Source organism: Thalassospira sp. NFXS8, from assembly GCF_040148805.1.
Lineage (GTDB): Bacteria > Pseudomonadota > Alphaproteobacteria > Rhodospirillales > Thalassospiraceae > Thalassospira.
The window spans coordinates 556,827-579,003 of sequence record NZ_JAGEMF010000002.1 but is presented as its reverse complement, the minus strand read 5'-3'; the positions used below and the strand labels follow the sequence as shown (position 1 = coordinate 579,003).

The 22,177-nt window shown below is 53.2% G+C and carries 19 protein-coding genes; 4 read left to right on the top strand and 15 right to left on the bottom strand.

What is annotated here, in order from left to right; genetic code table 11:
* Window positions 1-100: 100 nt before the first annotated feature.
* From J4E05_RS11900 to J4E05_RS11865, 8 genes are all read right to left on the bottom strand, one after another.
* Window positions 101-1,285, bottom strand: coding sequence for an acetyl-CoA C-acyltransferase (locus J4E05_RS11900; RefSeq protein WP_503012336.1), 1,185 nt, complete (start codon window positions 1,283-1,285; stop codon window positions 101-103).
* Window positions 1,286-1,338: 53 nt separating this feature from the next.
* Entirely contained in the window at window positions 1,339-2,511 is a 1,173-nt protein-coding gene (locus J4E05_RS11895) for an isovaleryl-CoA dehydrogenase (protein WP_349595760.1), read from the bottom strand.
* A 98-nt stretch (window positions 2,512-2,609) separates the two neighbouring features.
* On the bottom strand, window positions 2,610-3,071 hold the full coding sequence (locus J4E05_RS11890) for a PaaI family thioesterase (protein ID WP_085590922.1): 462 nt from the start codon (window positions 3,069-3,071) through the stop codon (window positions 2,610-2,612).
* Window positions 3,072-3,285: 214 nt separating this feature from the next.
* The gene (locus tag J4E05_RS11885; RefSeq protein ID WP_349595756.1) at window positions 3,286-4,581 is read right to left on the bottom strand and encodes a TRAP transporter large permease; all 1,296 of its coding nucleotides are present in this window, start codon (window positions 4,579-4,581) and stop codon (window positions 3,286-3,288) included.
* Window positions 4,578-5,150: a TRAP transporter small permease gene (locus J4E05_RS11880; protein WP_246832937.1), complete on the bottom strand. Its 573-nt coding sequence runs from the start codon at window positions 5,148-5,150 to the stop codon at window positions 4,578-4,580. Before J4E05_RS11880 ends, J4E05_RS11885 begins: the two co-directional genes overlap by 4 nt.
* Window positions 5,151-5,275: 125 nt before the next feature.
* Window positions 5,276-6,298 (bottom strand): DctP family TRAP transporter solute-binding subunit, encoded by a 1,023-nt coding sequence (locus J4E05_RS11875; RefSeq protein WP_085590926.1) that lies wholly within the window; start codon window positions 6,296-6,298, stop codon window positions 5,276-5,278.
* Window positions 6,299-6,800: 502 nt separating this feature from the next.
* Complete coding sequence (locus tag J4E05_RS11870) at window positions 6,801-7,640, bottom strand: substrate-binding periplasmic protein (protein WP_349595752.1); 840 nt, start codon at window positions 7,638-7,640, stop codon at window positions 6,801-6,803.
* Between the two features lie 583 nt (window positions 7,641-8,223).
* Window positions 8,224-10,092: a DEAD/DEAH box helicase gene (locus J4E05_RS11865; RefSeq protein ID WP_349595749.1), complete on the bottom strand. Its 1,869-nt coding sequence runs from the start codon at window positions 10,090-10,092 to the stop codon at window positions 8,224-8,226.
* 378 nt (window positions 10,093-10,470) lie between these two features.
* Here J4E05_RS11865 and J4E05_RS11860 point away from each other — a divergent pair, with 378 nt between their 5' ends.
* On the top strand, window positions 10,471-12,141 hold the full coding sequence (locus J4E05_RS11860; RefSeq protein WP_349595747.1) for a methyl-accepting chemotaxis protein: 1,671 nt from the start codon (window positions 10,471-10,473) through the stop codon (window positions 12,139-12,141).
* Between the two features lie 236 nt (window positions 12,142-12,377).
* Here J4E05_RS11860 and J4E05_RS11855 read toward each other — a convergent pair whose 3' ends face one another.
* Window positions 12,378-13,238: a prephenate dehydratase gene (locus J4E05_RS11855; protein WP_085590933.1), complete on the bottom strand. Its 861-nt coding sequence runs from the start codon at window positions 13,236-13,238 to the stop codon at window positions 12,378-12,380.
* A gap of 306 nt (window positions 13,239-13,544) precedes the next feature.
* The gene (locus tag J4E05_RS11850; RefSeq protein WP_349595745.1) at window positions 13,545-14,291 is read right to left on the bottom strand and encodes a 3-deoxy-manno-octulosonate cytidylyltransferase; all 747 of its coding nucleotides are present in this window, start codon (window positions 14,289-14,291) and stop codon (window positions 13,545-13,547) included.
* A 344-nt stretch (window positions 14,292-14,635) separates the two neighbouring features.
* Between J4E05_RS11850 and J4E05_RS11845 the strand changes: the two genes are divergently transcribed.
* The 3 genes from J4E05_RS11845 (at window position 14,636) to J4E05_RS11835 (ending at window position 17,554) form a co-directional block, all read left to right on the top strand.
* On the top strand, window positions 14,636-15,424 hold the full coding sequence (locus J4E05_RS11845) for a c-type cytochrome (RefSeq protein ID WP_349595743.1): 789 nt from the start codon (window positions 14,636-14,638) through the stop codon (window positions 15,422-15,424).
* Between the two features lie 102 nt (window positions 15,425-15,526).
* Entirely contained in the window at window positions 15,527-16,309 is a 783-nt protein-coding gene (gene hisN / locus J4E05_RS11840) for a histidinol-phosphatase (RefSeq protein WP_349595741.1), read from the top strand.
* Window positions 16,310-16,327: 18 nt separating this feature from the next.
* On the top strand, window positions 16,328-17,554 hold the full coding sequence (locus J4E05_RS11835) for a cation:proton antiporter (protein WP_349595739.1): 1,227 nt from the start codon (window positions 16,328-16,330) through the stop codon (window positions 17,552-17,554).
* A 232-nt stretch (window positions 17,555-17,786) separates the two neighbouring features.
* Here the strand turns inward: J4E05_RS11835 and J4E05_RS11830 are convergent, their stop codons facing one another.
* The 5 genes from J4E05_RS11830 to J4E05_RS11810 all read right to left on the bottom strand — a co-directional run bounded on the left by J4E05_RS11830 (window position 17,787) and on the right by J4E05_RS11810 (window position 22,026).
* Window positions 17,787-18,527, bottom strand: a complete 741-nt coding sequence (locus J4E05_RS11830; protein WP_349595737.1) for a LysE family translocator — start codon at window positions 18,525-18,527, stop codon at window positions 17,787-17,789.
* Window positions 18,524-19,027, bottom strand: coding sequence for a DinB family protein (locus J4E05_RS11825; protein WP_349595734.1), 504 nt, complete (start codon window positions 19,025-19,027; stop codon window positions 18,524-18,526). Before J4E05_RS11825 ends, J4E05_RS11830 begins: the two co-directional genes overlap by 4 nt.
* 43 nt (window positions 19,028-19,070) lie before the next feature.
* Window positions 19,071-20,087, bottom strand: a complete 1,017-nt coding sequence (locus J4E05_RS11820; protein ID WP_349595731.1) for a DMT family transporter — start codon at window positions 20,085-20,087, stop codon at window positions 19,071-19,073.
* Between the two features lie 476 nt (window positions 20,088-20,563).
* Window positions 20,564-21,553 carry an aldo/keto reductase gene (locus tag J4E05_RS11815; protein WP_349595728.1) on the bottom strand — a complete coding sequence of 330 codons (990 nt, stop codon included), beginning with the start codon at window positions 21,551-21,553 and terminating at the stop codon, window positions 20,564-20,566.
* A gap of 68 nt (window positions 21,554-21,621) precedes the next feature.
* Window positions 21,622-22,026 (bottom strand): (R)-mandelonitrile lyase, encoded by a 405-nt coding sequence (locus tag J4E05_RS11810; RefSeq protein WP_085590952.1) that lies wholly within the window; start codon window positions 22,024-22,026, stop codon window positions 21,622-21,624.
* Window positions 22,027-22,177: the final 151 nt, after the last annotated feature.

Below are 22,177 nucleotides of genomic sequence, written 5' to 3'. Positions count from 1 at the left end.
AATTCCCTGTGTTGAAATACTCTCTCGTGGCACAAAATAAGAGTAATCCACCGGCTTGGGTAGCCCCGAAAAGACAGTTTTTAGAATTTCTCTAAAGTGATCAGATCAGCTCCACCGCCATTGCAGTGGCTTCGCCGCCGCCAATACACAGCGATGCAACACCCTTTTTGCCCCCGCGCGCCTTAAGGGCATGGATCAAAGTAACCAGCAATCGTGCGCCTGTTGCCCCGATCGGATGCCCAAGGGCACAGGCCCCGCCATTAACATTGACCTTCGCGTGGTCCAGCGACAAATCGCGCATCGCGGCCATGGCAACCACGGCAAAGGCTTCGTTGATTTCCCATAAATCAACGTCATCGACATTCCAGCCGGTTTTTGCCAGGACCTTGCGAATAGACTCTATCGGTGCCGTGGTAAACCAGCACGGTTCCTGGGCATGGGTGGCATGGGCCAGCACACGGGCCAGCGGTTTCAGGCCACGTTTTTCGGCCTCACTTTGGCGCATCATCACCAATGCGGCCGCCCCGTCGGAAATAGAGGCCGAATGTGCCGCTGTTACCGTACCATCCTTGCGAAAAGCCGGGCGCAAGGCAGGAATTTTTTCAGGGTTGGATTTGGGCGGTTGCTCATCGGTAGAAACAACAACATCGCCTTTGCGGGTTGAAACTGTAACCGGGGTAATTTCACCTTCAAACTGGCCGGTTTTAATGGCTTCCTGCGCCCGCGTTAACGAGGCAATGGCATATTCATCCTGTGCGTCGCGGGTAAAGCCGTATTTATCCGCCGTGTTTTCGGCAAAGGTCCCCATGGAACGGCCTTTTTCATAGGCATCTTCCAAACCGTCCAGCGCCATATGGTCATAAACCTGCGAATGACCATATTTATTGCCACCACGCATATTGGGCAGCAAATACGGCGCATTGGTCATGCTTTCCATACCGCCCACCACCATCGCTGTGGCACTGCCAGCCAGCAAAATGTCATGGGCCAGCATCGCTGCTTTCATGCCCGATCCGCACATTTTATTAATCGTTGTCGCCCCCGCAGCACGCGGAATACCGGCATTCCAGGCTGCCTGGCGCGCGGGCGCCTGTCCTTGCCCGGCAGGCAGCACATTGCCCATTATCACTTCATCAATGTCATCAGCCGAAACATTGGCGCGTTCCAGTGCGGCTTTGATAGCAAAGCCACCCAGTTCAGCCGCAGTCAGACTGGCAAAATCACCCAGCAAACCGCCCATCGGGGTACGGGCACAGGAAACAATTACAACCGGATCATTCTTCATCAAAATCCCCTTTATTCGGGAGAACAAAATTTATATCGCGAAAATTATGGCAATTACGCCGTTTCGCCAAATAATTCACGGCCAATGAGCATACGGCGGATTTCGCTGGTGCCTGCGCCAATTTCGTAAAGTTTGGCATCGCGCAGCAACCGGCCCGTGGGATATTCGTTAATATAGCCATTACCACCCAGCGCCTGGATCGCCTCCAATGCCATCCATGTCGCTTTTTCAGCGGCATATAAAATCACCCCGGCCGCATCCTTGCGCGATGTTTCACCGCGATCACAGGCCTTGGCAACTTCGTACACATAGGCACGGCAGGCATTCATGGTGGTGTACATGTCGGCCATCTTACCCTGCATCAGCTGAAATTCGCCAATCGCCTGACCAAACTGTTTGCGTTCGTGAATATAGGGCACCACAACATCCATGCAGGCCCGCATAATGCCCGTGGGGCCAGCAGCCAAAACGGCACGTTCGTAATCAAGGCCGCTCATCAGCACGCGCACGCCGCCATGCAGATTGCCCAAAACGTTTTCTTCGGGCACTTCGCAATCCTGAAACACCAGCTCGCAGGTATTGGACCCGCGCATCCCAAGTTTGTCGAGCTTTTGTGCGGTTGAAAAACCCTTAAAACCTTTTTCAATAATAAAGGCCGTAATGCCTTTTGGCCCCGCACTGGCATCGGTTTTGGCATAAACCACCAGGGTATCGGCATCCGGCCCATTGGTGATCCACATTTTATTACCATTCAGGATGTAACGATCACCCTTTTTCTCGGCCCGCAATTTCATGGAAACCACGTCGGAACCGGCACCGGGTTCGCTCATGGCGAGCGCCCCAATATGTTCGCCGCTGATCAGCTTGGGCAGATAACGGGCCTTTTGCTCCGCCGTGCCGTTGCGTCGCAACTGGTTCACGCACAAATTGGAATGTGCCCCATAGGACAATGCAACCGAGGCCGACGCCCGGCTGATTTCCTCCATAGCCACCACATGTTCCAGATAACCAAGGCCGGTGCCGCCATCTTCTTCGGGCACTGTAATGCCCAACAGGCCCAAATCGCCGAATTTGCGCCATAAATCGTTGGGAAATTCGTTTTTCGCATCAATCTCGGCGGCACGCGGGGCAATTTCGGCCTCGGCAAAGGACGAAACACTGTCGCGGATGGCTTCGGCGGTTTCGCCAAGATCAAATTTCAAACCGGGAAAATCAACAAATGCCATGGGATAATTCCTGCCCTAGATCGATTGTTATAAACGAAAATCCGGCGCCGGCATTGCGGCACCTTTTATTTGAATGGCGGGCACTTAACCCGCCTGTGTCAGGCTGCCCCCAGCAATTCGGGCGGCAAGCGCATGACTTTCAGGGTTTGAAGGGCCGTCGTGCATAAAACATCACGTTCACCGTCATGGCCAAACACGTCAATACGGGTCACGATAATAGAACGTCCCCGCGATATAACCTCGCCCACGGCGCGCAGCTGATCACCTAACCCCGGTGCGACGATGTTAAGTTTATATTCCACCGTCAGCATCCCCTGATCCGCGGCAACCAGGCTCCATCCAGCGAAACCACCGGCAATATCGGCCAGCCCGGCAATCGCCCCGCCGTGAAAATAACCGTTATGCTGCACCAGATCAGCGCGGGCCGGCATCACCAGCTCCACCCTGCCCGGCATAACCTTTTCCACCCGCGCACCCAGCGACAGATTGTAAGGTTGCTGGGCAAACCGGCGGCGAACTTCGGCATCATAGTCGGGATTTTGTGGTTCAAATGCGGTCATGACGGGCGTGCCATCCTGAAAATCGGAAAATAGATTCCCTTTGTAGTTAACGTTTACGTTAACGTCAAATTAAATCGGCAAGAGACTACCGAATTAATGTTTTGCCCTGTAACGAACCTTGGTAATCCCATCAAAAAAGGCGACATCCATTAAACGGATGCCGCCTTAAAACCGGATCACGCCGCCAACAGCGACCTGCCGAAGGATCAAATCTTTATGTGCGGTAGCCTAACAATTCAGGCAGCCAGGTTACCAATGACGGAAATGCAATCACAAAGGTCATCGCAATCGCCATCGAAAGGACCAGCCACAGGCTCCATCCCACCGATTTTTCCAGCGGAATACCGGCAATTCTGGTGGTGACCATCAAATTAACGGCAACAGGCGGGGTGAACTGACCAATGGCGATGTTCATTGCCATCACCACACCAAACCAGACCGGGCTCCAGCCAAATTCCTGCATGATCGGCATCAGGATTGGCAGCATGATTAGATAGATCGACACGCCATCCAGCACCATACCGGCCAGCAGCAACACCACCATGATCAGGGCCAAAACCACATGTTCGTTGCCAGACAGGCTAAGAATACCATTCGCCAACAGATCAAACGTGCCCAACGCCGCACCAGCCCAGGCAAAAATACCTGCCAATGTAATGATCAGCATGATCACGCCCGATGTCACCGCCGAATCGACAAACAGGCGGTACAGATCCCGCAAGCGAATGGTGCGATAAACAAACATGCCAATCACCAGCCCATAGGCAACAGCAACTACGGCGGCCTCGGTCGGGGTGAACAGGCCCGATCGCAAGCCCCCCAGAATGATAACCGGGGCCAAAAGACCGGGTAGGGCATGCATGAAAGCAGGCAGCAAGGCAGACTGGCTTCGGGTTTCCTGTGCGCCAAAATCATGTTTGCGCGACAGCAAAAGCACGGGAATGATGATGGCCGCACCGGCCAGAATACCGGGAATAATGCCACCGGCAAACAGGGCACGCAGATCAACACCGGGCACGATGATGGAATAAATGATCAACGCGACCGACGGTGGAATAAGAATGGCGGTAGAAGCCCCCGCCGCAATCACGCTGGCGGAAAATTCGCGTGGATACCCCGCCCGCATCATCGACGGGATCATGACCACGGCAACCGCTGCTGCATCGGCCGGGCCAGACCCCGACATGCCACCCATCATCATGCATACCAGCACGGCAACAACAGCCAACCCGCCGCGACGCGGGCCAACAATGGCACCGGCAAATTCCACCAGCCCCCGCGCCACCCCGGACCGTTCAAAAATCATACCGGTTAAAATGAACAGGGGAATGGCGATCAGCGGATATTTGGCAATGCCGTTATAGGTATTGGTGCCAACTGTCGCCAGGGCATAGACATCAAGACCGAAATAAATGCCAACAACCGCAGAAAAGCCAAGCGCAATGGCAATGGGCGCGCCCATAAACAACAAAACAGCAAAGGACGCCAGCAGGGCGAAACTGGGGGTCATTTCACCCCTCCTTCGCGCTCGGAATTGCGGCGTGCATGAGCCAGTCGCCAGGCATGTTCAACCACGCGAAACAGAATAACCAGCGACAGAAGGGGCAACCACAGCGAATAGATCCAGCTGGGATAGCCCAGACCGGCAGAAACCTCGCCATATTCGTATTGATCAAGGGCAAAAGTCGCCCCGTAATACATGATCATGGCGAACAGCAGGGTTGTTATTGCCAAAATCAGAAGTTCGACAACAATACGAACCGGGCGCGGGAAACGCGCCAGAAAAAATGTTATGCGAATATGTTCGTTCCGGGCAAACGCAATTGAGGCCCCGACCAGCGTCATCACCACCAGCAAAAACACCGAAAATTCTTCGGTAAAGGCAAAGGAAATGTCGGTCAGATACCGCACGACCACATTTGCAAGACTGATCAGGCAGATCAGTGCCATGGCAAGGGCGGCGATGGCCTCTTCTATTTTCAGCCAGGGGCCGCCGGCAGGATCGCCGTGTGCTTCGGGGGATGCATCACCATCTGGTTCGGCATCAAATTCAATAGGGATTCCGTCACGATCCGACACGGTCGGGACCTTTCAAACATAGCGCATAATTTTACGGGAAAAGTAGAAAACAGAAAACCGGCCCCCACAATCGCAACATGCAGTTGTGAAGGCCGCGTAATCAATATTGTACGGATCAGATAACCTTAGCGGTCAGCAATGGATTTTTCAGCCATATCAACCAGATCGGCCCCGATACGATCTTTCCATTTGCTATACACATCACGGGTCGCATCGACAAATTTCTGACGCTGTTCTTCGGTCAGGGTGGTGATTTTCGCACCACGTGCTTCAAGGGCCTTGATCAATGACTGGTCATCATCGGTCATGCCTTTACGCGCCAGACCAATGCCATAGGCACCCGCATCGTCGGCAGCCTTTTTAACAATCGCCTTGTCTTCGTCGCTAAACGAGCCCCAGACACGTTTATTCACCGCAAAAATCAGCGGGTCAGCCACATAATGCCACAGGGTAATGTAGGTTTGCCCGGCGGTTTCCATTTGCGCCACGTCATAAACCGTCAGCGGGTTTTCCTGGCCGTCAACAGCACCGGTGGTCAGGGCGGGCTTGGCGTCGGCCCAGCTCATTTGCGTCGGGTTTGCCCCCAGCGCTGTGAAAATATCGTTATAAAGCGGCGAGCCAACAACGCGCATTTTCAAACCGTCGAGATCGGCTGGCGAGGTAATCGGATGCTTGGAATTGGTCACTTCGCGGAAACCGTTCTCTGCCCAGCCAATCGGCTCGATCCCCTGTTTGCGGATGGCTTCGAAAATTTTCTCTCCCACCGGCCCCTGGGTCAGGGCATCCATCGAGGCAAAATCAGGCATTAAAAACGGCAGCGAAAACAGGTTCAGTTCTTTTACCTGCGGCGACCAGTTGATGGTCGAGCCAACGGCCATGTCAATAATGCCCTGGCGCATGGCGGTAAATTCCTTGGTCTGGTCCCCCGAAACCAGTTGGGCATTGGGATAGACCTTCATATGGATGCGCCCATCAGTGCGTTCTGACACCAGTTCCGCCCATTTTTCAGCAGCTTCCCCCCAGGGGAACGGTTTGCCAAGCACGGTGGAAACCTTGTACTCGCCTTTATAATCGGCGGCATGCGCACTGGCGCCAAGCGCCAGGGCCGCGCCAACAACTAACGCGGGCAGGCTTTTAAGAAAGTTCATAATGTTCGTCCCTCCCAGAACGGATGTGTTTTTGGCAACTTAATTTTGTTAATGGCGGAAGTTAATATGGAATCTGTCGTAAAAACAACTCCAAAGGCACAATTTTGCCGCGCCACCACTAGGGTCATCCCTTGTCACGCAAACGACATACGTATTTCCCCGCACCCACAAAGCTGCACTTCAAAATCGATCCAAGTACAAACAATCCAAAGGGTTTATATTGCGCTGGCACAAAAACACCCTCAAAGACCCGATACCAAAGAACAGAATGCGGAGAAATACTGCTACAGTCGCCGGTGACACGCCTGTTTGAACAGCCACAGGTCGATCAAACACACTGCGTAATGGGCAAAGCGTACCCCGAAACCGCAACAGGCTTAGCCCTGACCGCCCAACCCTGACCGCCCTGCCCGACAAACCACAATTGAATGGGGTCATAAAAAGGCGGCCCCATTAGGACCGCCGACCATGCTAAATTGCATTCACACACCCCACAGCACGATCAGTTGGTGAACCGGCCCCACTGTTCGATATTACTGGCGAGAAGTTTTTTCATCAGGCCATCATCCACCAGTTTTCGAATGGCGGCGGAAAGTTTAACGCGCAGGGTTTCAGTATTACACGGTGATGTTCGCGACATGGTGACAAACAAATCTTCGGCACTGATATCAACCGGATTGGCGACAATCTGCGACATATCATTTTTGGCAATAAAGGCCGCCGCCGGAAAATCCTCGTAAACCAGATAATCCGCGCGCCCCAGTTCCACCAGCCGCAAGCTTTGCGCCAAGGTCGGGCTTTCGCGCAAGGTTAATTTTTCCTGCGCGAAACTGTCAAATTTCGCGCCGAAACTGTTATTGATGACGGTAACGCCCTCCAACCCGATCAGTTCCTGCCAGCTGCTGATTTGACGGGGAAAGTTTTTACGGGTCCAGATCCGGGTGCGGGTCCCCTGAAAGGCTGGCTTCAGGTAATCCATATAAAGAGTGCGCTGGGGTGTAAAAAATGCGCCCGCAATCAAATCAAGATTACCCCGACGCATTTCTTCCTGCACCCGGCCCCACGGGCCTTCATTAACCACAGAAATTTCAACGCCAATTTCCCGCCCCACCTGAATGATAAATTCGGCGTTTGCGCCAATCAGTTCAGCGGGGTTATCGGGGTTGGGCCATAAATAAGGCGGGTAATCCGGATTACCCGAAACAATCAGGCGATGGCAAATGTCATCCTCCGCCCAGACTGGCGTAACGGCCATCATCAGGCATAGCGGCACGACAGCCAAACATCCGATAAAACAGGATGTCATCCGCTGAACCGTCATAGAACAAAGGCTAGAGACCATGTTCGATCCCCCGTTCCTATAAAATGCCAGGCTGTTGTTCCAAAGAATATCAAATACAGCCAAAGTCTTGCAGGCACTTTACCCGCCAATACTGGCCGTTTTCCACATCCGCACCGATTTTGTCCAGTCTGACCATCAATGACTTTAACACAAATCAAATCCTGTCCAAATACGATATTTGAAAAGGGCATTTTTGTGCAGGTGCAGCAAAAGTTTAGTATAAATTAAATCTAATATTATAGAATAATCACACATGAAAACATAATATCAACAGGTAAAACTGAAAAATCTCAAATGAAAATCAAAATCATTCCCATTTTTACAAATTTAAAAATACAAAAATCATGTTATTTCGAATAAAAATATTTAAAAACGAGAACTTCACCAGCACAACGACGAAATATTTCAATTATTTACTTTTGCCCAACAAGTAATAACATCAATCACCGGATCGGCATTTCAACCGGATCAACATCCGGTCTCACCGCGATCAAGGCAGCAATAAATCAGGCAAAATACAAAAACGGGCGGCGAGCCATACAGCTCGCCGCCCGTAAAATTTATAGTCCCGTCCGGCTCAGGATCAGGCCGAGCGGCGCTTCAGGCCAGCCTGACCGGTACGTGCGCCACCCTGGCTGCGCGGACGATCACCGAAATCACGTTTAGCACGACCTTCGCCGCCTTCACGGAATTTGAAGCCTTCGGTACGACCGGCATCACGCGGTTTGCCTGCGAAACGACGTTCACCGGCACCGGCGGCCGCACGATCTTCACGCGGGGCACGATCAGCGCGGTCTGAACCACGATCGTTGCGATCATCACGGCCACGGAAAGAATTCGGACGATCATTGCGATCACCACGGTCCTGACGGTCAGCACGTGCCGGACGATCGGCCTGTACCGGGCGTTCGCCCCGTTCAGCACGATCACCACGCGGCGCATAACCACCATCACGTTCACCACCACGGGCAAAACGTTCGCGATTCGGACGACCGGCAAAGCCACCACGGTTACCACCACGATCTTCACCTTCGAAACGCGGCTTGCGCGCTGCGAAATCCCCACGGTCGCCGCGATCACCACGATCATTAGCTACCGGAGCATCATCCCGACGGGCAAAACGACGGCCACCTTCGCCTTCGCTGCGGCCGCCAAAGCCACCGCCGCCATTACCACCGCGACCAGCATAACCGCCACGACCAGCACCGGCACCACTGCCATTGCCGCCACGACCGGCATAACCACCACGACCACGACCAGCACCACCGCGATCATCACGGCCACCACCAGCACCGCCACGGCGCGCTGCCGGGGGCGATACATGGAATTCGTGATCTTCATCAATCGTCACATCCTGACGGATGACACGTTCGATATTGCGCAAATGACGGACATCACGCGGTTCGCAGAACGAAATCGCAATACCGTCGGCGCCACCACGACCGGTACGGCCAATACGGTGAACATAGTTTTCCGGGTCGGTCGGCAGATCGTAGTTCACAACATGCGAAATGCCAGGAACGTCGATACCACGGGCAGCAACATCGGTTGCCACCAGAACCGGGAAACGGCCATCACGGAAATTACGCAGAATTTTCTGACGGATACGCTGCTGTTTGTCGCCATGAATGGCGTCAGACTGCACACCGGCATCCTGAAGCTGGAAAGCCAGTTCGTCGGCATCCAGTTTGGTTTTGGTGAAAACCAGAACCCGGTCGCTGCCTTCGCGCTTGATAAGCTGCAACAGCAAAGCGGTTTTGTTCTGACGGGTCACAAACATGCCACGCTGGGTAACACGTTCGGTCACACTGGCCTGCGGTGCGGTCTGCACCTTGACCGGATCGCGCAGAAGGCGGTCGGTAAGATGACGAACGGCATCAGGCATGGTTGCCGAGAACATGACGGTCTGATGTTTGTAAGGCAGCAGTTCAGCCACTGTCAGAACATCTTCGGAGAAGCCCATATCAAGCATACGGTCGGCTTCATCGAGAACGAAAACTTCAACATCGTCAAAACGAACCGTGTTGCGTGACATATGGTCAAGCAAACGACCCGGCGTTGCGACAAGAATATCACAACCGCGACGCAGTTCCTGAATCTGCGGGCCCATCGGTGAACCACCGTAGACAACAGTTGAAAACAGGCGAATGCCTTTTTTGAAATCGCGCAGGCACTGGCCGATCTGGTTTGCCAGTTCGCGGGTCGGTGCCAGAATAAGGGCACGCGGCTGACCAGGGGCCGGGCGTTTCGGATTTTCAGCCAAACGCTGAAGCAGGGGTAAACAGAATGCTGCAGTTTTACCGCCACCCGTCTGGGAAATACCCATCAGATCCTTGCCTTCCAGCAAAGCAGGAATGGTTGCGGACTGAATTTCCGTCGGAGCTGTAAAACCTGAGGATTCGACATTGCGCAGCAGAGGCTCGATAAGGTTGAGCCCTTCAAAATTCGTCATAAAAGGTAAAGTCCTTCAAAACACCGGTGGCGTCATGTTCACGCCTGAAAAAACAAGCCTGCCCGAACGCAAGCTTTCCGGTGCTCGGCGATAAACCGCAGCCACGGACCCTGCATGAGAAGGCAATGATGAGGTCATGACGTCATCACGTCATGCCCGCCCCCGCCTATCTACACAGTTCCTGACAGCACTATCTGCCCTACAAGCGAAGGAATGACCCGGTTGATACAGATATGTGGGTGCAATGTCAAATTATCTGCACGCCGGGCAGCCATGCGGCAAAAGCACAAGAACAACTATTCGATGAACTGTAATGGACCGCCCTCTCTTTTTGAATTATTCCAGTAAGCCTAATTCCATTTGCAGAGGGCAAATGCCATGCGCTTTCGCGTTATGACTGGTATTTTCGCCATACCGGCGATATGCCTGATCACGTTAATCGCCATCGTAACAACAGTGGCCTTTAATTACCAAAACAGCATTCGCACAGAGAAATACAGCGAAATCAGCCACTTGACTGAGGGCGCTGTTAAAATTATTGACCAATATGTCAGCAAGGTAAAATCAGGCGATCTCGACGAAGCGACCGCCAAAGCCCAGGTTCTTGCCCTGTTGCGCGAATACCGGTTCGATTCCGGCAATTACGTTTATATTTCCGATTTCAGCCATTGCATGGTGCTGGACCCGCTAAGCCCCGAAGACGAGGGGCAATGCAAACCGGACAGCAAGGTTCGCAAAATGATTGTCAGCACCGCAAAATCAGGCGGCGGCATCATTACCTATGACACCAAAAAACCGGGCGAAGGCGACCGCCTGATCGAAAAGGCTGCCTATGTGCGCCCGATTCCGCAATGGAAATGGGCCCTTGGCACCGGCGTTTACATGGATGACGTCGCCAAACAGTTTCAATCGGTTTTATGGCAACTTGGCATTATTTCGCTGATTGCCATTATCATTGCAGGCACCCTGTCCTGGATGGTCAGCAAGCAGATTGCCAACAGCATCGTCGGTTTGAACCGCAATATTCGCACCATTGCCGATGGCAATTACGATGCCGACGTCGATACCGACTCGCGATTTGTTGAAATTGCCGACATGGCCGCCGGGGTGGTATCATTACGCGATACGTCGGCATCGGCCAAAAAACTTGAAACCGAAGCCCTGAAGCAAAAACAGCAGGCCGAACAATCGCGTCGAAACCACATTCGCGATATTGCCAAAAAACTCGAACAGGATGTTGGCTCGATTGCCCATGCCGTTGACGGGTCGGCGGGAAAATCGCTGACGCTGTCGGAAAACATGGCACGTAATGCCAGTGGCATTCTGGTTCACAGCCGCGACGTTGCGACAACTGCAAGCGATGTATCGGCAAATGTTGACGCAGTTGCGGCTGCGACCGAAGAGCTTTCATCCTCTATTCATGAAATTGGCGGCCAGATCGACCAGATGGCTCAAACCGTTGTGCAGGCAACAGATGAAAGCAACAATGCCCGCAACGATGTGGGCGGTTTGTCACAATCGGTTGATAAAATTCAGGAAATCGTCAACCTGATTAACGACATTGCCGGTCAGACCAACCTTTTGGCCCTGAATGCCACCATTGAGGCAGCCCGGGCCGGTGACGCTGGCAAAGGGTTCGCCGTGGTTGCAAGCGAGGTTAAAAACCTGGCCACACAAACCGCACGCGCCACCGAAGAAATCGCCAATCAGATCAATTCGGTCGTTGAAGGCACCAACCGGGCTGTAAGCGGCATTAGCCGGGTATCAGACACCATTGGTATTTTACGCGAGGTTTCCACCACCATCGCCAGTGCAATTGAAGAACAGGGCGCTGCCACCCGCGAAATCGCCAGCAATGCCCATCGCAGCGCTGGTGGCGTTAAACAAATTTCGGATACGTCGGATAAAACCATGCGCGACGCGCAGGGAACAACCGGGGATGCCGAACAGATGAAAGCTGCAGCACAGGAGCTTTCACAGCGTTCTGCCGAGCTCACCCGTATGATTGGCCATTTTTCACGCGACCTCAGCAAACAGGCCGACAACTAAGCCGATAATATTCAAAAAATACGGCCTTGTCCTGCGCACCAGGCCAAAGACCCAACAAAAAAACGGGCTGTCACATGTCAACGTGGCGGCCCGTTTTATATTTTCAAATCCGGTTAACCTTGTCTTTTCCTCGACAGAAAAAACAGACAAGGCGTTGTCTTTCACGGCACAAGACACACAATCCGTGCCATCAAATCGACGTCAACTTTAAGGGGCAGGCTTTAAAACCCCGTGCGTTACTCTGCAGGCAACACATTTTCACGACGGAACGGATGGGCGGGATAAACGCCTAAAATCAGAACCTCGTGGGAAAAGAACTGCAATTCTTCCAACGCATGGCGCAGCCCGAGCTGGTCGGGATGAGCCTCGACTTCGGCGAAAAACTGGGTCGCGGTAAAATGGCCTTCGACCATATAGCTTTCCAGCTTTGTCATGTTGATGCCATTGGTGGCAAATCCACCCAGCGCCTTATACAGGGCAGCCGCAACGTTGCGCACCCGAAAAACAAAACTGGTCACAACCGGGCTGCCATCATTGGGGGCGGTTTTGGCTTCGCGCGACAGAATAATAAAGCGCGTGGTGTTGTGCGCCGCATCTTCGACCTCGGTGCGCAAAACATCGAGCCCGTAAATTTCGGCCGCCAGCAACGGTGCAATGGCCGCGATGGATTTATCACCCAAATCGGCAACTTCCTTGGCACAGCCCGCCGTATCGGAACCAACAACAGCGGGAACACCCAGTTCCTTGCGAATTTTACGACATTGGCCGAGCGCATGAACATGGCTGCGAATTTCGCGAATATCAGAAATTTGCGTGCCTTTAACCCCCAACAGGGCATGATTGATACGCAGGAAGGTTTCACCAATAATATGCACGCCCGACTCGGGCAGCAAATGGTGCACATCGGCAACGCGACCCGCCAGCGTATTATCAATCGGGATCACAGCCAGATCAACTTCACCATCACGCAAGGCCCCAAATGCGCCTTCAAAGGTCGGGCAAGGTACGGTTACCGCGCCCGGAAAAGCCCGCCGTGCCGCCTGATCGGAATAGGCACCGTGCATCCCCTGAAAAGCAATTCGCATCTGGTTGGTCATTGGATCATTCCTGTTAAATTCGGGCAACAGCCCCTAGCGTATAGAAACAGATATTCGAGGTCATGCGTCGCAACATGCGAATCCTGCCGCATGTTGCGATAACGACACGACATTTTTGTTATAGCTATAATTCAGGCCCGGATAAAACCATCCATTTCTCACAGGCCACTCAGGCACGACCGGAAGCCCCGGAAGACATGGCACTATGTTATCGATGTATCGGCCATTGGCACAAAAAACCTGTACTGCCCGCCAAAATCGATCCCGGAATGCCGGTTTGATCGGCGATAGCCCGTCTCGGGGCAATCAGCCCCGATTTGCCAGAAATTCGCGGGCGCGTTCCAGGTCTTCGGGGGTATCAACGCCCAACGGCACACCATCGACCAAGGCAACCGCAATCACCATGCCGTTTTCAAGTGCGCGAAGCTGTTCCAGCCGTTCGCGCACTTCCAGTTCGGCAGGCGGCAAACTGACAAACCGGTCCAGCGCGGCACGGCGATAGGTATAAAGCCCAATATGATGATAAAGTGGCCCGTCGCCATGTGGCGCAGTCGCCCGGGTAAAATACAGCGCCCGTGCCACCCGCAAATTGCCAAATGCGGCAACCGCCTTGACCACATTGGGATTGTTGCGTTCTTCATCGCGGCGAATAATGGCCGCCAGCGTTGCAATATCCACCGCCGGATCGGAAAGCGGATTAAACACAGCACGAATATCGGCGGCATCAATAGTGGGCAAATCGCCCTGCACATTCACCACGGCGTCATGTTTTTTAAGCGGATCAAAACTGCTTAATGCCTGATGTACCCGGTCCGAGCCACTGGGAAGGTCGGGATCAGTTAAAACAGCAATACCGCCAGCATTGCTGATGGCATCGGCAATTTCCTGTTCGGCGCAGGCAACGATCACGGGGCCAATTTCGGCTTCGACCGCGCGACGCCAGACATGCACAATCATTGCTTCGCCGTGAATATCGGCCAACGGTTTGTTTGGCAGCCGGGTGGATGCCATACGGGCCGGAATAACAACAACAGGATTGCGAGGGGCGGACATGGGTATGGGGTCTCCGATCCGAAAACAGTATGCGGGCATCCCGGCGAAGCATTCATCAACGTAAGCGCGATGCTTTTTTACCGGGAAGAAGTTGAAACGACGCGACAATAACCGGTTTCGCCCCCTTGGCAAAAGCAGGAATCCACCTGTAACCGCCAATTTCTGGCAAGTTTCGTCATAACTGTGAAGAAAGGTTGATGAAAAACTATGAAACGTATAGTTTCCGATCAGCAGTCTGGCCTGTTGTCGCATGCGTATTTGTGTGGGGGCGTCAGGGACGCATGGGTCAGCCGCGTCATAAGAATAAAACCTGAGAGTTATATTGGCTGTTACGGGATCCCGTCATGAAAACGATGGAAATCAACAAGATCGTCGCCGGAATTATCGTTGCCGTACTTTTGGTGGTCGTAGTCGGCAAAATCGGGGGTGCACTTGTACACCCCAAGGAATTGGAAGAACCGGTTTATCCTTTTTCGGATGACCTGATGGCGGCTGCAAACCAACCTGCGGCTGCACCTGAAAAACCTGCAGGACCGGAACCGATCCTGGCAATGCTGGCAGATGCCGATGTTGCAGCAGGCGAAAAGGTGTTTAAAAAATGTGGCTCGTGCCATGACAACACCAACGGCGGCCCCAACAAGGTTGGTCCGAATCTGTATGGTATTGTCGGTAACGTGGTCGCCCACAAGGATGATTTCAGCTATTCCGATGCCGTTGCCAACCACGGCGGTAATTGGGGCTATACCGAGCTGAACCATTTTCTGTATTCGCCCAAGGATTACATCCCGGGGACCAAAATGTCGTTTGGCGGCCTGAAAAAACCGTCTGACCGCGCCAATGTCATCGCGTTCCTTAACAGCATGTCGGACAATCCGTTGCCCGCACCAAGTGCCGATGAAATTGCTGCCGAAGAAGGTGGCGACAAGGCCGCAGCTGAAACCGGCGAAGCCCCGGCAGACGAGGGTGCAGCCAAAACCGAAGACACCAACGGTGATGCAGGCAATGCCGAAGCAACCGACGATGCCGCCGGTGATGTTGCGATGCCCGAAGAAGGCCCGGCCAAAGACGGTGATGCCGCCAATGACAATGGCGAACCGGCACCCGCCGAAGAAGCCCCGACTGCGGGTCAGTAAAGCGGACTGAAACAATAAAACGCATATTTTGCAGGGGACGGTTTTCCGTCCCCTGCTTTTTTATGGCATAAAGCGATTCTCTGTTGCGCACAGGAGCCTGCCTTGGACCAGTATAACCAATTCGTAAAAATCGCCCATCGCCTTGCCGATGTCGCTCGCCCGGTGGTTCGCAAATATTACCGCACCGCAGTTGCCGTCGATGTGAAGGCCGATGCCAGCCCGGTTACCATTGCCGACCGGGAAGTGGAAACCGCGATGCGTGCCATTCTGGCCGAGGCATGCCCCGATCACGGCATTCTGGGCGAAGAACATGGCCGCCAGAACATCGATGCCGAATATGTCTGGGTTCTGGACCCGATTGATGGCACCAAATCATTTATTGTTGGCAAACCCAGCTTTGCCACTTTGATTGCGCTGTGCCACAACGGCAAACCGGTGCTGGGCATTATCGATCAGGCGATTACCGACGAACGCTGGGTTGGGGTCACAGGCGAGGAAACCACTTTTAACGGCAGCCCGGTTTCGACCCGGCCCTGCCCGACGCTGGATCAGGCGATTTTCTTTACCACCGCCCCCGAGCTGTTTCGCAGCCCGCAAATTTTAGCCTACGAGACGATTCGCAACCAGTGTCGTCAGCCAATGTATGGCGTGGATGCCTATGCCTATGGCCTGACGGCCCTTGGCCTGGCCGACCTGGTGGTCGAAGCAAACCTGCAAGCCTATGATTTTTGCGCCCTCGTGCCCGTTATTGAAGGGGCCGGCGGCAAAATGACAGATTGGCAAGGCGAATCCTTACACATTTACAGCGATGGCTGTGTCGTGGCGACTGGTGACCGGCAGTGTCACGAACAGGTGCTGCCCATTACCAGGGCAGCACTGCCATAACAGCCAGAGGCCACCATTATGCTGGAATGGATCGCAATTTTGTTTGTCGCATCGGGGCTGGTTTATGGCCTGTGGTCGCGCCGGATGCAAAAATTCAATATATCCTCGCCAATGATGATGGTGCTGGCCGGCGCGATCATAGCCCTCCCGCTAGGGTTATGGGCGCAAGCCCCGCTGGAACCTCTTAAAGAGAATTTCCATTTTGCACGGGTCTTTTCCGAACTGACACTGGCGATCATTCTGTTTCTGGATGCGGCAATTCTGGATTGCCGCAAGGAACGACCAGCCCTGCGGCTTGCAACCCGTTTGTTAATGGTGGGCCTGCCGTTAACGGTTTTGCTAACATGGGTTGCCGCCTGGTACGGCATTGCACCGGGTCTTGGCATTGTTCCAGCTCTGCTTATTTCATTAATGGTATCCCCTACCGATGCGGCCCTTAGCCGCCCGGTTCTGGAAAACCGGCACATTTCATCACCGGTGCGTCAGGGCATCAATATTGAAAGCGGGCTTAATGACGGGCTGGTGTTGCCGGTCTTCGCCACGGCCCTTGCCATTCAGGCAGCTTTATCCGGGCAAACGACCAATGGCTGGATAACCGAAGCCATTTTGGAAATCCTGCTGGGTGCCGGTGTGGGCATCGCCTGCGGGGTGATATTGGGGATGCTGGTAAACCATGCCGTTGCCCGCAACCTTATGATTGACCGGTTTGAACGGTTGTTTGGGGTGTTATCGGCCTTACTGATTTTTTTGCTGGCGGAAAAAGCCGGTGGCAATGGCTTTGTCGCTGCCTTTGCTGGCGGCCTGGCCTTAAATATTGCCAGTTCCAGGGTGGCCAATGTGATTGAAAGTTTTGGCGAGGCGGAAGCTGAACTTTTAACCATGCTGACATTTTTCGTCTTTGGCCTGCTGATCCTGCCCTCGGTCTATGAACTATGGACCGTGGAAATGATGCTGTTTTCCGCCCTTAGCCTGCTTGTCCTGCGCCCCTTCTGTGTGTGGGTCTGCATGATCGGATCACCGTATAATCTGGCAGAAAAACTGTTTATTGGCTGGTTTGGGCCACGCGGCATTGCCTCGATCATTTATCTTTTGATCATGGTCACCATGCTTGGAATTTCAGGATATGAAGCGCTGGTTGCATGTGTGGCACTGATTGTTACCGTCAGCGTCGTTGCCCACGGCATCAGTGCCACACCGCTATCAAACGCACTTGCCAATCACACCAAAAAGAAACGCCCGGCCTGAACACCAGGGCCGGGCGTATTCCATATGCCTATCTCCCACCTGCACGATCAGGCAAAAAACACACCATATGGTCGCGGAACCGCACCTGAAAGCGGCCCCGCCTTACCCTTTCATGTCTAGTGAAAACCGGTTGGTTTCATCAGGCATGATCGGGAATCCTGCCAGATACCTGGCACAATTGTGCCAATATATACCGGACAACAGATCGGCCACTTTTCCAACAAGTTGTGGTTCAAATACCCCGGTCGCCAAGTGCAAGACGCAGCCCCAGCGCCAAAAACACCGCACCCAATGCCCTTTGCAGCCATTTCCCCACTGACCGACTGGAAAAATGCTGGTGAAAACGGCGTGCCGCTGCTGCAACCACCAGCACAATGGACGTTTCAACAACAAAACCAATCATATTTACGATGGTTCCCAGGACAAAAAACTGTGCCGACTGATGTCCCAGGGCCGGGTTAACAAACTGTGGTAAAAACGCCATAAAAAACAGGGCGACCTTGGGGTTAAAAACATCAATCAAAACGCCTTGCCGCCATGCCCGAAAAGCCGTTGGTGCCACCTGATTGCGACGCCCCGTGCGAGTACGGGATGCAAAAGCAACCGGTGCCGATGCAGAGGCCCCCACCGCCTGGGCATTATCTTGCTGTGCTGCGTCGTCTGTTACTGCCGCGGGTGACTTGAAGGTCGCGTAAATCGCCCCAAACCCCAACCACGCCAGATATAAAACGCCCACCCATTTCACCACGGCAAATGCCAGTGCCGATGTCATTAAAATGGCAGACAGACCAATGGCCGCAAATATCACATGAACAAATGCCCCCGAGCACACCCCAAGACTGGACATAATCCCAATTTTGCGGCCATGGGCTGCGGCCTGTGCCGAAACAAATGCCAGATCAGGCCCCGGCGCAATATTTAGCACCAAAGCCGCAAGCAAAAACGGGCCATAGGACAACACCAGATCAATCACTGCGAATAACCTTTAAGCCGGGCGAAATAGATCATGTCTATTTCCAGTGACGGGTGTCCCGCTGATATCAGCTGGCTGTGAAGCTGGCCTCGATGATGGGTTTGATGGTTAAAAACATGCCCCATAATTACATTACGCGGGGTGGCATAGGTAACCCCGGCAACATTTTTGTACGTTAGAACATCGGCCAGCGCAGCATCATCGAGTGTATCGACATAATTGATCATACTGTCGTCAACGGCGATTCGCGCAGCTTTGTAATCGTCATATAGCGGCCATGGGGTGTCGGCCAGCCCCATCTGCAAAATCTCGCCGCGTAACCGCGCCATCCATAATGTATCGCCGACCAAAAGATGGTTTAACGTTTTCATGATTGACGGAAAAAATGCTTCACGCGGCGCATCAAGGTCAATCTGATCAAGGGTATCACAGGCCGCAATAATATGCGCATTCGCCCACTGACTATAGCGTGCGAACATTTGAAAATATGCTGCGTTCATCTTTCCCCCATCTAAAACTGTTTCTATGCGCCCGGTATTATTTTCAGGGCGCGTCGCCCTTGCACGGCACAGCTGCAACCATCGCCGCTGGCGCACGCATCGACAAGTCCATGTTACGCTTTGCCGACATCCCCGTCGAAGCCGGATCGGATACCGGCGTATTGCCTTCTGTTACCAATGCCTTTGCAATCGCCTTTCGCCGCGACAAAATTACCACATTGCCCACCAGTGTCAGACCAACACCCAAAATGATATTGGCATGCCAGACAAAACCTTCGGCAAAGGTTGAAATTGCCAGCGCCACCACTGGAAACATCACCGAACTGTATGCGGCACGGTCCGGCCCGATACGCCCCAGCAGGGTCAAATAAAACCCGAATGCAAGTATGGAGCCAAAAACGGACAGATACACCAATGCAATCAAGAAGGATGGGCTGGTATCAAAAACAATCGGCTGGCCGGAAACCAGAATATAAACAGCCAGCATTAAAGACCCATACATCATGCCATAGGCATTGGCCTGCATTACGGGAATACCGCTGGCCTGATTGCGCGCCGATGCCATATTTCCCAAAGACGCCACATAGCATGCGACAAGCGCCATGATCAGGCCAATGCTGCCCCCGGCAGCAAGATCAAACCCGGCCAGATCAGGGGCAAAAATAACGCAAATACCGCCCAAACCAATAATTGCGCCAATGATGGTGCGGGTTTCAGGGCGCCGTTTAAAGAAAATCGCACCATTAATCATGTTCATGATGACAATGGCCGAAAACACCACCGCCAGCAAACCCGATGTCAGCCAGGTTTCCGCCATGTAAATCATTACGTAATTAAGCGAAAACAGGCATCCCCCCATCAGGGCCATAAACATATGATCCCGGCGAGAATAGCGCATGGGTAATTTACGGATTTTGCAATATGCCATCAAAATTGCCGCTGCCAAAATAAAGCGATAGGCAACAGCCAGTTCCGGCGATACCGACAACTGATATTTGATCGCGATCCAGGTGCTTCCCCAGATTAAAACAACGGCGGCATATAATCCTAACGGCCCCACAATACATACTCCCATGCTGGTGCGAGGTCGCGAATTTATGACGATTCCAGTAACTTTCTCAAACCATCAAATTTGATCAAATCATTAGAAAAACTAATGCATAATCGAGCGCTTAAAATGCCTGTTGCCGTTTTCTGCGATGTTTTGATGCGCACGGCCCTGGGGCAACAAACCTGTTTTTCACCAACACCGACGCAAAACTGTCAGCAGATACTGCAAACATCAGCCGGGATGATGAAGATTGCAGGCAAAATACATCGGCGGGTGGGCTGGGGAATAAAATACAAGCCTGATCCGGGCGGTTTACCCCCGAATCAGGTTTGCTAACGGGTCGGTCGAAATGGTTTTGCCTCTTTGCCACCAGGTCGCAGGCTATAGCTTAGCCAAGGCCAATGCTGGCCGCGGTGATCACGAAAACCCTGTTTTTAATCTGATCGGACATGGCACGTTGCTTTCAACCTGTTTCACCGGTTGGCCTAGCGATTGATCCACTGCTGCAAATGCGCCGGATAACGGTCGCCCACCACCTTGATCCCGGACAGGGCGTCGGCAATTTCGTCCAGGTCGCTGGTGCCCAGTTCAATACCGGCTGCTTTGATATTTTCCTGTAAACGATGCAATTTTGTGGTGCCGGGAATGGGCACGATCCATGGTTTTTGCGCCAAAAGCCACGCAAGGGCGATTTGGGCCGGTGTTGCCTCTTTATCATCGGCAATTTTGCCTAACAACGTGACAAGCGCGTGATTGGCCTTGCGCGCCTCGGCGCTAAAACGTGGCACGATATTGCGAAAATCGCCTTCATCAAATTGGGTTTGATCGTCGATGGCACCGGTTAAAAACCCTTTGCCCAAGGGGCTAAACGCGACAAAACCAATGCCCAATTCTTCAAGCACCGGCAAAATGTCATCTTCGGGCTCACGCCACCACAGCGAATATTCGCTTTGCACCGCTGCCACCGGATACTCGGCATGCGCACGGCGAATGGTGGTCGCACCGGCTTCTGACAATCCGAAATGTTTAACTTTGCCTTCGGCAATCAACCGGCCCACTGTCCCGGCAACTTCCTCGATCGGCACATCGGGATCAACACGATGTTGATACAACAGGTCAATCCGGTCAGTGCCCAACCGTTTAAGCGAGGCCTCGGCCACAGCCCGAATGTTTTTCGGGCGGCTATTCATGCCCGACTGGCGGCGATTGTCATCTATTTCGAATCCAAATTTGGTCGCTATAACAACGTCATCGCGGATGGGTGCCAATGCCTCGCCAACAATTTCTTCGTTGGTAAACGGACCATAAGCCTCGGCGGTATCAAAAAAGGTAACGCCAATTTCATGCGCCTTGCGCAAAAGCGTCACGGCATTTTCCTTATCCATTGGCTGGCCATAGGCGAAGTTAATACCCATGCAGCCAAGGCCAATTGCCGAAACCTCAAGTCCACTATTCCCAAGAAAACGTTTTTGCATCACCGATATTCCTTGTTGGCACCCAGCACCACCAAATGTGGCCCGGTTTGGCTGCAGGCAATGCTGGTTTAGGCCAGACTGGAAAGATAATCAGCGTCTTCAACCTTTTCGAGCCAATCGACAGCTGAACCGTTCACAGCTTCGGCTATGGCAATGTGTGTCATGGCAGTAATATCTGTTGCGCCGTGCCAATGGCGCTCACCTGGTTCAAACCACACAATATCGCCCGGGCAAATTTCCTGCTTTGCCTCGCCTTCGCGCTGCACCCAACCAAGGCCGCTGGTTACTATCAGGGTTTGTCCCAAGGGATGCGTATGCCATGCGGTACGGGCACCGGGTTCAAATGTTACCGTTGCACCACCTGTCCGGGCAGGGTCCGGGGCCTGAAAGCGACTGTCGATACGAACGTTGCCGGTAAAATAATCGGCCGGGCCAACAACCGAACCTGTGCTGGCATTGCGCTGAATCTTCATGGGGAAAACCTCCGGGTTTCAAAAAATAACCGTATGACAGCGCAATACAGAGGATGGATGTACGACCATTTGCACCAGTCCGTTAACGAAACGGCCTGTCACCATACAGAACGGCCATGATTGTTGACGCATCCATCAAAGGTCACAGCCA

Bases quoted from the DNA above. Each gene is read 5' to 3' on its own strand.
- J4E05_RS11900 (WP_503012336.1), bottom strand. From the start codon at position 1,285: ATGAAGAATGATCCGGTTGTAATTGTTTCCTGTGCCCGTACCCCGATG.
- J4E05_RS11895 (WP_349595760.1), bottom strand. From the start codon at position 2,511: ATGGCATTTGTTGATTTTCCCGGTTTGAAATTTGATCTTGGCGAAACC.
- J4E05_RS11890 (WP_085590922.1), bottom strand. From the start codon at position 3,071: ATGACCGCATTTGAACCACAAAATCCCGACTATGATGCCGAAGTTCGC.
- J4E05_RS11885 (WP_349595756.1), bottom strand. From the start codon at position 4,581: ATGACCCCCAGTTTCGCCCTGCTGGCGTCCTTTGCTGTTTTGTTGTTT.
- J4E05_RS11875 (WP_085590926.1), bottom strand. From the start codon at position 6,298: ATGAACTTTCTTAAAAGCCTGCCCGCGTTAGTTGTTGGCGCGGCCCTG.
- J4E05_RS11870 (WP_349595752.1), bottom strand. From the start codon at position 7,640: ATGGTCTCTAGCCTTTGTTCTATGACGGTTCAGCGGATGACATCCTGT.
- J4E05_RS11865 (WP_349595749.1), bottom strand. From the start codon at position 10,092: ATGACGAATTTTGAAGGGCTCAACCTTATCGAGCCTCTGCTGCGCAAT.
- J4E05_RS11860 (WP_349595747.1), top strand. From the start codon at position 10,471: ATGCGCTTTCGCGTTATGACTGGTATTTTCGCCATACCGGCGATATGC.
- J4E05_RS11855 (WP_085590933.1), bottom strand. From the start codon at position 13,238: ATGACCAACCAGATGCGAATTGCTTTTCAGGGGATGCACGGTGCCTAT.
- J4E05_RS11850 (WP_349595745.1), bottom strand. From the start codon at position 14,291: ATGTCCGCCCCTCGCAATCCTGTTGTTGTTATTCCGGCCCGTATGGCA.
- J4E05_RS11845 (WP_349595743.1), top strand. From the start codon at position 14,636: ATGAAAACGATGGAAATCAACAAGATCGTCGCCGGAATTATCGTTGCC.
- J4E05_RS11835 (WP_349595739.1), top strand. From the start codon at position 16,328: ATGCTGGAATGGATCGCAATTTTGTTTGTCGCATCGGGGCTGGTTTAT.
- J4E05_RS11825 (WP_349595734.1), bottom strand. From the start codon at position 19,027: ATGAACGCAGCATATTTTCAAATGTTCGCACGCTATAGTCAGTGGGCG.
- J4E05_RS11815 (WP_349595728.1), bottom strand. From the start codon at position 21,553: ATGCAAAAACGTTTTCTTGGGAATAGTGGACTTGAGGTTTCGGCAATT.
- J4E05_RS11810 (WP_085590952.1), bottom strand. From the start codon at position 22,026: ATGAAGATTCAGCGCAATGCCAGCACAGGTTCGGTTGTTGGCCCGGCC.